This is a genomic window from Pseudomonas sp. GW821-FHT07F01 (genome assembly GCF_059418825.1).
This window is the reverse complement of sequence record NZ_JBWKQO010000005.1, coordinates 400934-413198: the sequence shown is the minus strand read 5'-3', so window position 1 is coordinate 413198 and position 12265 is coordinate 400934. Positions and strand designations below refer to the sequence as shown.

Annotated in this window: 12 protein-coding genes; 8 read left to right on the top strand and 4 right to left on the bottom strand. The window is 63.0% G+C overall.

All coding sequences use genetic code 11. The annotated features are described in order from the left end of the window. Positions 1 to 76: 76 nt before the first annotated feature. The gene (locus AC07R1_RS20255) at positions 77 to 976 is read right to left on the bottom strand and encodes a LysR family transcriptional regulator ArgP (protein ID WP_015636800.1); all 900 of its coding nucleotides are present in this window, start codon (positions 974 to 976) and stop codon (positions 77 to 79) included. 110 nt (positions 977 to 1086) lie between these two features. Between AC07R1_RS20255 and AC07R1_RS20250 the strand changes: the two genes are divergently transcribed. The 8 genes from AC07R1_RS20250 to AC07R1_RS20215 all read left to right on the top strand — a co-directional run bounded on the left by AC07R1_RS20250 (position 1087) and on the right by AC07R1_RS20215 (position 10557). Next, positions 1087 to 1491, top strand: coding sequence for an ACT domain-containing protein (locus AC07R1_RS20250; RefSeq protein WP_011063078.1), 405 nt, complete (start codon positions 1087 to 1089; stop codon positions 1489 to 1491). Between the two features lie 2 nt (positions 1492 to 1493). Next, complete coding sequence (locus AC07R1_RS20245; RefSeq protein ID WP_011063079.1) at positions 1494 to 2096, top strand: LysE/ArgO family amino acid transporter; 603 nt, start codon at positions 1494 to 1496, stop codon at positions 2094 to 2096. Between the two features lie 176 nt (positions 2097 to 2272). Next, positions 2273 to 2869, top strand: a complete 597-nt coding sequence (locus AC07R1_RS20240) for a superoxide dismutase (RefSeq protein ID WP_011063080.1) — start codon at positions 2273 to 2275, stop codon at positions 2867 to 2869. A gap of 303 nt (positions 2870 to 3172) precedes the next feature. Further along, on the top strand, positions 3173 to 5224 hold the full coding sequence (locus AC07R1_RS20235; RefSeq protein WP_011063081.1) for a putative bifunctional diguanylate cyclase/phosphodiesterase: 2052 nt from the start codon (positions 3173 to 3175) through the stop codon (positions 5222 to 5224). Positions 5225 to 5386: 162 nt separating this feature from the next. Then, a complete protein-coding gene (locus tag AC07R1_RS20230; protein WP_011063082.1) occupies positions 5387 to 6727 on the top strand; it encodes an imelysin family protein in 1341 nt (446 codons plus the stop codon). Between the two features lie 200 nt (positions 6728 to 6927). Continuing rightward, entirely contained in the window at positions 6928 to 8349 is a 1422-nt protein-coding gene (locus AC07R1_RS20225) for a di-heme oxidoreductase family protein (RefSeq protein WP_495110883.1), read from the top strand. 43 nt (positions 8350 to 8392) lie between these two features. Beyond that, positions 8393 to 9457: an imelysin family protein gene (locus AC07R1_RS20220; RefSeq protein ID WP_011063084.1), complete on the top strand. Its 1065-nt coding sequence runs from the start codon at positions 8393 to 8395 to the stop codon at positions 9455 to 9457. A gap of 2 nt (positions 9458 to 9459) precedes the next feature. Then, positions 9460 to 10557, top strand: coding sequence for a DUF1513 domain-containing protein (locus AC07R1_RS20215; RefSeq protein ID WP_053160069.1), 1098 nt, complete (start codon positions 9460 to 9462; stop codon positions 10555 to 10557). 62 nt (positions 10558 to 10619) lie between these two features. On the opposite strand, the gene AC07R1_RS20210 is transcribed toward AC07R1_RS20215, so the two are convergent. The 3 genes from AC07R1_RS20210 to AC07R1_RS20200 are packed head-to-tail and all read right to left on the bottom strand — an operon-like array spanning position 10620 to position 12245. Then, positions 10620 to 10844: a hypothetical protein gene (locus tag AC07R1_RS20210; protein ID WP_041119677.1), complete on the bottom strand. Its 225-nt coding sequence runs from the start codon at positions 10842 to 10844 to the stop codon at positions 10620 to 10622. 2 nt (positions 10845 to 10846) lie between these two features. Beyond that, entirely contained in the window at positions 10847 to 11560 is a 714-nt protein-coding gene (locus tag AC07R1_RS20205) for a lipopolysaccharide kinase InaA family protein (RefSeq protein ID WP_011063087.1), read from the bottom strand. Between the two features lie 4 nt (positions 11561 to 11564). After that, positions 11565 to 12245 (bottom strand): class I SAM-dependent methyltransferase, encoded by a 681-nt coding sequence (locus AC07R1_RS20200; RefSeq protein ID WP_495110882.1) that lies wholly within the window; start codon positions 12243 to 12245, stop codon positions 11565 to 11567. Positions 12246 to 12265: the final 20 nt, after the last annotated feature.

Here is a 12265-nt window from a genome sequence, read left to right as displayed (position 1 = left end):
TGACGAGCTACGAGCTACAAGCTGCAAGTTAAAAATCAGTGCGCAAGCTGTCTACTTGCAGCTTGTCGCTTGACGCTTACGGCTGCTCCCAGGGCACCAGCCATTGTGCCGACAAACGTGCCAGGTGCTCGGTGAGCAGCCCCAGCAATTGGCCGCCGTTGCGCCAATGATGCCAGTACAGCGGCACATCGATGGGTTTATCCGGCAACAGCTCCAACAGCAGGCCTCGCTCAAGCTGCTCGCGGACCTGCAACTCGGGCACCAGCCCCCAGCCCAGGCCGGCCTCGGTCAGGCGAATGAAGCCCTCGGAAGACGGGCACAGATGATGCTCGAAAGCACCGTCCACGCCCAGGGAAGCCAGGTAGCGATGCTGCAGGAAATCGTCGGGGCCAAACACCAGAGCCGGTGTGCGCGGCAACTGCTCGGCACGCACGCCCTGGGGAAAATGCCGGGCGATGAATTCCGGGCTGGCCATGGCCCGGTAGCGCATGGCCCCCAGCAGCAGGCTGCGGGCCCCGGCCACCGGGCGCTCGCTGGCACAGACGCAGGCCGCCACTTCCCCGGCGCGCATGCGCTTGAGGCCGACGGTCTGGTCTTCCACCACGAGGTCCAGGAGCAGATGGTGCTCGGCGCAAAAATCGCCCACTGCGCCAGCCCACCAGGTGGCCAGGCTGTCGGCGTTGAGGGCGATGCGCAAGCGCTCCGGCAGGCCCTCCTCGTCCAGCGCCGGCACCAGGCTTTGCAGGTCGCGCTCCAGCAGGCGCACCTGCTGCACATGGTTGAGCAGGCGCCGGCCGATTTCCGTCGGCGCCGGCGGCGTCACCCGCACCAGCACTGGCTGGCCGACCCGGGCCTCCAGCAGTTTGATCCGCTGGGAAATCGCCGACTGTGACAAACCCAGCACCTGGGCCGCCCGCTCGAACCCTGCCTGCTCGATCACTGCGGCCAAGGCCGAGAGCAACTTATAGTCGAACATCAGTTTTCCTAATGAGAGATCAGCAATATTGGTTTTTCTTATACAACCCGGGCCGGGAAAATAGCCAGCGTAAAGCCTCAGCAATGCCTCTTCGTTCAAGGATTCCGTTCATGGCCGGTGAAACCTCCCTCGCAACCCTGCTGCGCAGCATGAGCCCGCAGCTCAATGACGGCGAGTACGTGTTCTGCTCCCTCCCCGACCGCAGCCTGCTGCAGGACTGCGAAGTGCTGGGCAGTTTTCGCGAGCGCGAAGGCCTGACCGTGATTCTCCCGCGCCAGCAGGCCGAGCGCCTGGGCCTGGGCTTCGACTATGTAGCCGCCTGGATCACCCTCAACGTGCATTCGGCGCTCGAAGCCGTAGGCCTGACCGCTGCCTTCGCCGGGGCCCTGGGCAAGGCCGGGATCAGTTGCAACGTGATCGCCGGCTACTACCACGACCACCTGTTTGTCGGCCAGGCGGATGCCGGGCGGGCTATGCAGGTATTGCAACAACTGGCCGCCGGCGAGGAGCAATAACCATGTGGCAAAGCTATGTGAATGGCCTGTTGGTGGCCTTCGGCCTGATCATGGCCATCGGTACTCAGAACGCTTTCGTCCTGGCCCAGAGCCTGCGCCGCGAGCACCACCTGCCGGTGGCGGCACTGTGCGTCACCTGTGATGCGCTACTGGTGGCGGCCGGCGTGTTCGGCCTGGCCACCGTGCTCACCCAGAGCCCGATGCTGCTGGCGGTGGCACGCTGGGGCGGCGCGGCATTCCTGATCTGGTATGGCGCCCAGGCATTGCGCCGGGCCTGCTCGAAACAGAGCCTGCAGCAGGGCGAAGGACAGACCGTGCGTTCGCTGCGGGCGGTGATGCTCAGCGCCCTGGCGGTGACCCTGCTCAACCCCCACGTGTACCTGGACACGGTGCTGCTGATCGGCTCGCTGGGGGCCCAGCAGACCGAACCGGGCGCCTATGTGGTGGGGGCCGCGAGCGCTTCGCTGCTGTGGTTCTTCACCCTGGCGCTGGGCGCCGCCTGGCTGGCTCCGTGGCTGGCGCGCCCGAGCACCTGGAGGATACTCGACCTGCTGGTGGCGGTGATGATGTTCAGCGTCGCCCTGCAGTTGATCAGCGCCGCGTGACTTATTCCAAAAGGCTCTGGAACCTCTATCCCACACAGTTGTTGCGTGGTTAAGCCGCACCCCCGGTGCTATGATCCGAACCCTGCGCCGCAAAGAGTACAAACTCCCCGGCGCTTGTCTGGCCGCCCGTGATCGGCCTTGCGCTCACCGCAACTGACCTGATTAGGAGAATCATCATGGCTTTCGAATTGCCGCCGCTGCCCTATGCACACGACGCTCTGCAGCCGCATATTTCCAAGGAAACCCTGGAATACCACCACGACAAGCACCACAACACCTACGTCGTGAACCTGAACAACCTGGTGCCAGGCACCGAGTTCGAAGGCAAGACTCTGGAAGAGATCGTCAAAACCTCTTCGGGCGGCATCTTCAACAACGCAGCCCAGGTCTGGAACCACACTTTCTACTGGAACTGCCTGGCGCCAAACGCCGGCGGCCAACCTACCGGCGCCCTGGCTGAAGCCATCAACGCTGCGTTCGGTTCGTTCGACAAGTTCAAAGAAGAATTCACCAAGACTTCGGTTGGCACCTTCGGTTCCGGCTGGGGCTGGCTGGTGAAAAAGGCTGACGGTTCCCTGGCCCTGGCCAGCACCATCGGCGCCGGCAACCCGCTGACCAGCGGCGACACCCCGCTGCTGACCTGCGACGTCTGGGAACACGCCTACTACATCGACTACCGCAACGTTCGTCCAAAATACGTCGAAGCGTTCTGGAACCTGGTCAACTGGAAATTCGTGGCTGAGCAGTTCGAAGGCAAGAACTTCGTCGCTTAAGTCCGTTTGCAGTGTAAAAAACCCGGCCTGGCCGGGTTTTTTTTGCCTGTGGCAAAGCCGGGATCTTGTCCCGCCCACCTGAAGCGCTAAGATTCATGGCAGGTAAAAAACAACGCCGCCCCTCAAGTTGCAAGGCGTCGCTACCGACACACTATCCACAGCACGAGCAATCCTGATTCTGATCACCCGGGCCTGGCCCGCAGACATCCTGTTCTCGGCACTAATGTCACTTTGACGGCCATCACGGGATTGCCAATACTCATGGCAACTTGACGCTACACGCACGGAACAAGGAATAGCCCTTTGAAGCTGGAACTCAAAAACAGCTTGTCGGTGAAGTTGCTCCGGGTTGTGCTGCTGTCGGCACTCATAGTGGGCGTGGTCCTGAGCTGCGCCCAGATCGTCTTCGATGCCTACAAGACTCGGCAGGCGGTAGCTAGCGATGCCCAGCGCATTCTCGACATGTTTCGCGACCCATCGACACAGGCCGTCTACAGCCTGGACCGGGAAATGGGCATGCAAGTCATTGAAGGCCTGTTCCAGGATGACGCTGTGCGCATGGCCTCCATTGGCCACCCGAACGAGACCATGCTCGCGGAGAAATCCCGCGACCTGCAGAAATCCTCCAGCCGCTGGCTGACCGACCTGATCCTCGGTCAGGAACGCACCTTCACTACGCAATTGGTGGGCCGTGGCCCCTACAGCGAATATTACGGCGACCTGAGCATCACCCTCGACACCGCCACTTATGGCCAGGGTTTCATCGTCAGTTCGGTGATCATCTTCATTTCCGGAGTCCTGCGGGCCCTGGCCATGGGCCTGGTGCTGTACCTGGTCTATCACTGGCTGCTGACCAAGCCGCTGTCGCGAATCATCGAGCACCTGACAACCATCAACCCCGACCGCCCCAGCGAACACCAGTTGCCCCTGCTCAAGGGCCACGAGAAGAACGAGCTGGGGATCTGGATCAATACCGCCAACCAGTTGCTGGCCTCCATCGAGCGCAACACCCACTTGCGTCACGAGGCGGAAAACAGCCTGTTGCGCATGGCCCAGTACGACTTCCTCACCGGCTTGCCAAACCGCCAGCAGTTGCAACAGCAACTGGACAAGATCCTGGTGGACGCCGGGCGCCTGCAACGCCGGGTGGCGGTGCTCTGTGTCGGCCTGGATGATTTCAAGGGCATCAACGAACAGTTCAGCTACCAGACCGGCGACCAGCTGTTGCTGGCCCTGGCCGACCGCCTGCGCGGCCACAGCGGCCGGCTTGGCGCCCTGGCGCGCCTGGGGGGCGATCAGTTCGCCCTGGTCCAGGCCGATATCGAACAGCCTTACGAAGCTGCGGAACTGGCCCAGAGCATCCTCGATGATCTGGAGGCCACCTTCGCCCTGGATCACCAGGAAATCCGCCTGCGTGCCACCATCGGTATCACCCTGTTCCCGGAAGACGGCGACAGCACGGAAAAGCTCCTGCAAAAAGCCGAACAGACCATGACCCTGGCCAAGACCCGGTCACGCAATCGGTATCAGTTCTATATCGCCAGCGTCGACAGCGAGATGCGTCGCCGCCGCGAGCTGGAAAAAGACCTGCGCGAGGCCCTGGCCCGGGATCAGTTCTTCCTCGTCTACCAACCGCAGATCAGCTATCGCGACCACCGTGTGGTGGGCGTCGAAGCGCTGATCCGCTGGCAGCACCCCGAGCATGGCCTGGTGCCGCCAGACCTGTTCATTCCCCTGGCGGAACAGAACGGCACCATCATCGCCATCGGCGAATGGGTGCTGGACCAGGCCTGTCGCCAGCTGCGGGAATGGCACGACATGGGCTTCAGCGACCTGCGCATGGCGGTCAACCTGTCCACCGTGCAACTGCACCACGCCGAGTTGCCACGGGTGGTCAACAATCTGTTGCAGATCTACCGCCTGCCGCCCCGCAGCCTGGAGCTGGAAGTCACCGAAACCGGCCTGATGGAAGACATCAGCACCGCCGCCCAGCACCTGCTGAGCCTGCGCCGCTCCGGCGCCCTGATTGCCATCGACGACTTCGGCACTGGCTACTCGTCCCTGAGCTACCTCAAGAGCCTGCCCCTGGACAAGATCAAGATCGACAAGAGCTTCGTCCAGGACCTGCTGGACGACGACGACGATGCCACCATCGTGCGCGCGATCATCCAGCTGGGTAAGAGCCTGGGCATGCAGGTGATCGCCGAGGGCGTGGAAACTGCCGAGCAGGAGGCCTACATCATCTCCGAAGGCTGCCACGAAGGTCAGGGCTACCACTACAGCAAACCCCTGCCCGCCCGGGAGCTGGGGGCCTACCTGAAACAGGCCCAGCGCAGCAATGCGGCAATCCTCTGAGCCAGGCACGGCGCTGGCGAACCTGACCCAGCGCAATCCCCTGTTGAATAAGAAATATTTCCAGGCACAACCCTTTACACATAATGCAAATCTTTCGCATTATGTCGCAGCTTTTGCGCGCCCCCGCGCCGTCCACTCCCCTCTCGAAGCAGGATGTTCGCCATGATTCGTATGCCTCTGGCTACCGCCAGTCTGTTGGCCATCGCAATTTCCCTCGCCGGCTGCGGCGAAGGCAAAGACGACAAGGCTGCCGCCCAAGCGCCGACCCCGGCCACCAGCACTGCCACCCCAGCGGCCGATGCAGCCGGCAAGGTCGACGAAGCGGCTGCCAAGGCCGTGGTCGCGCATTACGCCGACATGGTCTTCGCCGTATACAGCGACTCCGAATCCACCGCGAAAACCCTGCAGACCGCCATCGATGCCTTCCTCGCCAAGCCCAACGACGACACCCTGAAAGCCGCCAAGGCTGCCTGGGTCGCCGCTCGCGTGCCTTACCTGCAGAGCGAAGTGTTCCGCTTCGGCAACACCATCATCGATGACTGGGAAGGTCAGGTGAACGCCTGGCCCCTGGACGAAGGCCTGATCGACTACGTCGACAAGAGCTACGAGCACGCACTGGGCAACCCGGGTGCCACCGCCAACATCATCGCCAACACCGAGATCCAGGTCGGCGAAGACAAGGTCGACGTAAAAGACATCACCCCGGAAAAACTCGCCAGCCTGAACGAGCTGGGCGGTGCCGAGGCCAACGTCGCCACCGGCTACCACGCCATCGAATTCCTGCTCTGGGGCCAGGACCTCAACGGCACCGGCCCTGGCGCCGGCGCCCGCCCTGCTTCGGACTACCTGGAAGGTGCCGGTGCCACCGGCGGCCACAACGACCGTCGTCGTGCCTACCTGAAGGCCGTGACCCAACTGCTGGTCAACGACCTGGAAGAAATGGTCGGCAACTGGAAGCCGGACGTGGCCGACAACTACCGCGCCACCCTGGAAGCCGAGCCGGCCGAGACCGGCCTGCGCAAGATGCTGTTCGGCATGGGCAGCCTGTCCCTGGGTGAACTGGCGGGCGAGCGGATGAAGGTTTCCCTGGAAGCCAACTCCCCTGAAGACGAGCAGGACTGCTTCAGCGACAACACCCACAACTCGCACTTCTACGACGCCAAGGGCATCCGCAACGTCTACCTGGGCGAGTACACCCGTACCGACGGCACCAAGATGAGCGGCGCCAGCCTGTCGTCCCTGGTGGCCAAGGCCGACCCGGCCGCCGACGCGGCCCTGAAAGCCGACCTGGCGGCCACCGAAGCCAAGATCCAGGTCATGGTCGACCACGCCAACAAGGGCGAGCACTACGACCAGCTGATTGCGGCGGGCAACGAGTCCGGCAACCAGATCGTGCGTGACGCCATCGCCGCCCTGGTCAAGCAGACCGGCTCGATCGAGCAGGCCGCCGGCAAGCTGGGCATCAGCGACCTGAACCCGGACAACGCCGATCACGAATTCTGATCCGCATTGCGCCAGGCAGAAAGGCGACCCTCGGGTCGCCTTTTTTGTGCCCGCCGCAGCCGTTTGCACAGCCTGCAACATCGTTGCCTGCGCCCCGTCCAGCTTGTCCTGGGTCAAACCAAACGATAATTCCTCTTATTCAATCCAGGCCGCCCTGTTAGACTTTGCGCCCTTGTTTTGCTCGTCTTGCAGGATGTCCGATGCCCTCGTTGCCGCTTCGCTGGTCCGCTCTGTTCATGGCCCTGAGCCTGAGTGCCTGCGATGACGCGCCGCGCTTTACCCAGGCCGAACCTGGAGAAGCCCGGGCGGGCGGCGCGACCACGGTCAACAAGAGCGATCGCAATGCCTTCTCCCTGCCGTCGGCCAACCTGCCACCCACCCGACGCCTGGACTTCAGCGTCGGCAACAGTTTCTTCCGCAGCCCCTGGGTCATCGCCCCCTCCACCACCACCGCCCGCGACGGCCTCGGCCCGTTGTTCAACACCAACGCCTGCCAGAACTGCCACGTCAAGGACGGGCGCGGCCATCCCCCGGCGCCGGATGCGCTGAACGCGGTGTCAATGCTGGTGCGCCTGTCGATCCCCGACGATCCGGCCTTTGCCAGGCTCATCGAACAGGCAGGCATCGTTCCGGAGCCGGTGTACGGCGGCCAGTTGCAGGACATGGCCATTCCCGGGGTCGCTCCCGAAGGCCGGGTACGGGTGGACTACGATCCCCTGCCGGTACGCTTCCAGGACGGCACCCAAGTGGAGCTGCGCAAACCCAAGCTGCAGATCACCGACCTGGGCTACGGGCCTATGCACCCGGACACGCGTTTTTCCGCCCGGGTGGCGCCACCGATGATCGGCCTGGGGCTGCTGGAAGCCATTCCCGAAGAGGCGATCCTGGCCAATGCCAGGCCGGCGAATAAAAACGCCATCGCCGGCCGGCCCAACTGGGTCTGGGATGACGCCCTGCAAAAGACCGTACTCGGGCGTTTTGGCTGGAAAGCCGGGCAACCCAACCTCAATCAACAAAATGTTCACGCGTTTTCTGGTGATATGGGCCTGACCACCCGCCTGAGACCCTTCGATGACTGCACCGACGCGCAAACCGCCTGCAAGCAGGCCCCCAATGGCAACGGCCCGGATGGCGAGCCAGAGGTCAGCGACAACATCCTGCGCCTGGTGCTGTTCTATACCCGCAACCTGGCGGTGCCGGCACGTCGCGATGTCGACTCGCCCCAGGTCCTGGCCGGCAAGAACCTGTTCTTCCAGACCGGCTGCCAGTCCTGCCATACCCCAAGTTTCACCACCGCAGCCAACGCCGCCGAACCCGAGCTGGCCAACCAGGTGATACGCCCCTACAGCGACCTGCTGCTGCATGACATGGGCGAAGGCCTGGCGGACCACCGCACGGAGTTCAAGGCCAGTGGCCGCGACTGGCGCACCGCGCCGCTGTGGGGCATCGGCCTTACCGAAACCGTCAGCGGCCACACCCAGTTCCTGCATGACGGCCGCGCCCGCAACCTGATGGAGGCGGTGCTCTGGCACGGCGGCGAAGCCGAAGGCGCGAAACAACAGGTCTTGACCTTCAATGCCCAGCAGCGCGCCGCGTTGCTGGCATTCCTGAATTCTCTATAACACTCGACTCACACGTTTTCTCCACAATAAAGGGAGCCCGAACATGTTCCGCCCCAAACTGCTGTTCACCAGCCTTGCCGCACTCGCCCTGGGCGCCTGCTCGCCCCAGGACCCACAAGCCGTGACCTCGGCGGCCATCGCCAAGCAGGTCATCCTGCCGACCTACAGTCGCTGGGTCGACGCCGACCGCCAGTTGGCCATCAGTGCCCTGGCCTTCTGTGAAGGCAAGGAAAGCCTGGACACCGCACGGGCCGACTTCCTCCATGCGCAAAAAGCCTGGGCCGAGCTCCAGCCGTTGCTGATCGGCCCACTGGCCGAGGGCAACCGCTCCTGGCAGGTCCAGTTCTGGCCGGACAAGAAGAACCTGGTGGGCCGTCAGGTGGAGCAACTGGTCACCGCCAACCCGCAGATCGATGCCGCCGCCCTGGCCAAGTCCAGCGTCGTGGTGCAGGGGCTGTCGGCCTACGAATACATCCTCTTCGACAGCAAGATCGACATGGCCGACAGCGCGCAGAAAGCCCGCTACTGCCCGCTGCTGACTGCCATTGGTGAGCGCCAGAAACAACTGGCCGAAGAAATCCTGTCGAGCTGGAACACCAACGACGGCATGCTCGCGCAGATGAGCAAGTTCCCCAACCAGCGGTACGCCGATTCCCACGAGGCCATCGCCGACCTGCTGCGGGTCCAGGTCACGGCTCTGGATACCCTGAAGAAGAAGCTCGGCACGCCGATGGGCCGCCAGACCAAGGGCATCCCGCAGCCGTTCCAGGCCGATGCCTGGCGCAGCCAGTCGTCCCTGCAGGGCCTGGAAGCCAGCCTCAGCGCTGCCCAGACAGTCTGGGCCGGGGTCGACAACAAGGGCCTGCGCGGCCTGTTGCCTGCCGATCAGAAGCCTCTGGCCGACAAGATCGACGCCGCCTACGCTGCCTCGCTGAAACTCTTCGCCAGCACCCAGCGCTCGCTGACCGAAATGCTCAGTGACGACGCTGGCCGCCAGCAACTCAACGACCTGTATGACAGCCTCAACGTGGTCCACCGCCTGCATGAAGGCGAATTGGCCAAGGCGCTGGGGATCCAACTGGGCTTCAACGCCAACGACGGTGACTGATGATGCTGCGACGTCAGGCTTTGGCGCTGGGCAGCCTGCTGCTCAGTGCGGTGACCTTGGGCGGCTGGACGCTGTTCAAGCAAAAGGGCAAGCAGCCCCTGCTGCTTTCGGCCAGGGACGATGGTGACGGCAAGCATTACGCCGTCGGTTATCAACTGGACGGTAAACAGGTGTTTGCCACCCAGGTCGGCCAACGTTGCCATGACATCATCAACCACCCGCAACTGCCCATCGCCCTGTTCGTGGCGCGGCGCCCGGGCACCGAAAGCTACCTGATCGACCTGCGCAACGGCGCGCTCCTGCAGACCCTGACCGCGCAACCGGACCGGCATTTCTACGGACATGCGGTGATCCACAAGAGCGGCGAATGGCTGTACGCCACCGAGAACGATACCCGGGACCCGGGCCGGGGCCTGCTGGGTGTCTACCGCTTCGAGGGTGAGCGCCTGGTGCACAACAGCGAGCTGTCCACCCATGGCATCGGCCCCCACCAGGTGTCATGGATGCCCGACGGGGAAACCCTGGTGGTGGCCAACGGCGGTATCCGTACCGAAGCCGAAAGCCGGGTGGAGATGAACCTTGACGCCATGGAACCGAGCCTGGTCCTGATGCAGCGCGATGGCACGCTGCTGAGCAAGGAAACCCTGGCCCAGCAGATGAACAGCGTGCGCCACATGGGCATTGCCGGCGACGGCACCATAGTCACCGGCCAGCAGTTCATGGGCGCCGCCCACGAATCCTCGGAACTGTTGGCGATCAAGCGTCCCGGCCAGCCTTTCGCCCCCTTCCCGGTAGCCCAGGAACAATTGCAGGCCATGGGGCACTACACCGCCAGCGTGGCAGTGCACAGCGACCTGCGGCTGGTGGCCCTGACCGCTCCCCGGGGCAACCGCTTCTTTATCTGGGACCTGGACAGCGGTGCCGTGCGGGTCGACGCCCCGCTGCCCGATTGCGCCGGTGTCGGAGCGGTAGCCGATGGCTTCGTGGTGACCTCGGGACAAGGTCGCTGCCGCTTCTACGACTGCCGTCAGACGCAGATCGTGGCCAAGCCCCTGGACCTTCCAGCGGGCCTGTGGGACAACCACCTGCATCTGATCTGATCATTTCCGGGCAAACAAAAGGCCTCGCATTGCGAGGCCTTTTTCTAGGGGCTGAACAAGCTTCAACTCTGGGGTTTCAATCCTTGAGCCATGCCGAACATGAACAGCAACAGGTCATGATCGGGCTTGACCGCCACAGAGGCTTTGGCCACCCGCGGCAACGGGCAATGGGCGTCTCCCTGGGCGCTCAGGACCTGCGTGCGCGGCTGCTCCCAGGCAGCTACGGCCAAAGAAGCGACTGCCAAGGCTCCTGCCAGGAACAAACCTCGTGCAATTTCTAGCTTCATCGCTATAAACCTTTGATGGGGCTGCCAAACACCGTCTTGTAAAAGTAGTAGAGCTTTTGCCAGTCCGCGTCATTCCACGACGAATGGCGACGCAGTTGCTTGAGGTCATGGGCTGCGGCCCGGCGGCTGCTCAAGCGCTGGCGGCATTTCTCGAAATCCAGCAATGCGACTCGCACCTGAGCCTGCTCGCCCTCGCCGTCCACCCGTACGAAAACGTGCTTGGCGTACAGGCAACCATGTTGCCAGCGCCCTTTGTGCATGCGCGCCAGGGTCGCAGCCACCGCCTGCAACAAACGATCATGAAAGGCTTCACCATGGCGCTCGCGCCCACCGGCGGCATACCAGTTGTCGACCTCCATGAAGCCCTCCAGCGCTGCGGTGACCAGCAACGCCTGCCATTGTCGCTCCGGGCCACGCCGGGCCCCGCAGAACACCAGTTCCGGGACCTCCACGTCCAGCAGGCGCAGGCCTTGCAGAGCCTCGCGCTCACGCAGGACCGTCGGTCGCCCGAAAGGGTGCAACCAACTGCGATGAATGTGCCCGATCTGCCGCTTGGCATAGAGCAGGCCGCCGCTACTGCTTTGAATGCGTTGGACGCCGCTCTCGCCGCCTCGACGCTGATTGGGTTCCTCGACCCATTCACCTTGTTTGTTCCAGAAGTATTCGAAGCAATCTGTGGGCGCGGCATCCAGTTCCGAAGCACATTCAACAGCCATCCTCTTACCTCTTGCGTAATACGTAGACCCGCCACATGGCGTAGAGCGGAAAGAAGTCCAGGTGTTCCTGGACACGAAAGCCGGCTTGCCTGAATTCTTCTTCGACCGTGGCCGCCGGTAACACAAAACGATTCTGGTAACCCTCCTGCCCAACTTCAGCCTGGCGCTTGCGCTCCATGCGCTTGCGTTTCCAGGCCTTGAAGTTGCCATCGACCCACAACGAGATGATCACGCTGTCACGGCTGACCCGCTGAAACTCCCGTAGCAGCGCCATGCGGTGCTCCGCCTGGCCTATGTGGTGCAATAAACGCATGGAGAAAATGCAGTCCACGGCGTTGTCCGGCAAATCAATGGCAAACGCAGAGGTCTGCAAGGGCCGTACCCGTTTTACCACGTCTGCCGGTTGGGCCACCGTGGCGGTACTCAGCATAGCCGCTGAATTGTCAGCGCCAATAATCACTCGATTGGTTTTTTCTGCCAGCAGCGGCCAGAAACGACCGGCACCGCAGGGCAGGTCCAGTACCAGCCCGGGCTCTCCCGCCAGGGCCAGCGCAGTACGGGCCATTTGTTCGTCACGCTTGTGGGACAACTGCCGCGCCAGACCATCCTGGTGCTTGAGCAGGTATTCCTGGGCGTGTTGGGCATCGTATTTTTCGGAAAATTCCAGCTTGATCGGCGTAGCCATCATCAAAGTCTCCTGCAACT

Coding starts and splice junctions, on each gene's coding strand:
- AC07R1_RS20220 (WP_011063084.1), top strand. CDS start 8,393: ATGTTCCGCCCCAAACTGCTGTTCACCAGCCTTGCCGCACTCGCCCTG.
- AC07R1_RS20255 (WP_015636800.1), bottom strand. CDS start 976: ATGTTCGACTATAAGTTGCTCTCGGCCTTGGCCGCAGTGATCGAGCAG.
- AC07R1_RS20250 (WP_011063078.1), top strand. CDS start 1,087: ATGGCCGGTGAAACCTCCCTCGCAACCCTGCTGCGCAGCATGAGCCCG.
- AC07R1_RS20215 (WP_053160069.1), top strand. CDS start 9,460: ATGCTGCGACGTCAGGCTTTGGCGCTGGGCAGCCTGCTGCTCAGTGCG.
- AC07R1_RS20200 (WP_495110882.1), bottom strand. CDS start 12,245: ATGGCTACGCCGATCAAGCTGGAATTTTCCGAAAAATACGATGCCCAA.
- AC07R1_RS20205 (WP_011063087.1), bottom strand. CDS start 11,560: ATGGCTGTTGAATGTGCTTCGGAACTGGATGCCGCGCCCACAGATTGC.
- AC07R1_RS20210 (WP_041119677.1), bottom strand. CDS start 10,844: ATGAAGCTAGAAATTGCACGAGGTTTGTTCCTGGCAGGAGCCTTGGCA.
- AC07R1_RS20230 (WP_011063082.1), top strand. CDS start 5,387: ATGATTCGTATGCCTCTGGCTACCGCCAGTCTGTTGGCCATCGCAATT.
- AC07R1_RS20225 (WP_495110883.1), top strand. CDS start 6,928: ATGCCCTCGTTGCCGCTTCGCTGGTCCGCTCTGTTCATGGCCCTGAGC.
- AC07R1_RS20240 (WP_011063080.1), top strand. CDS start 2,273: ATGGCTTTCGAATTGCCGCCGCTGCCCTATGCACACGACGCTCTGCAG.
- AC07R1_RS20245 (WP_011063079.1), top strand. CDS start 1,494: ATGTGGCAAAGCTATGTGAATGGCCTGTTGGTGGCCTTCGGCCTGATC.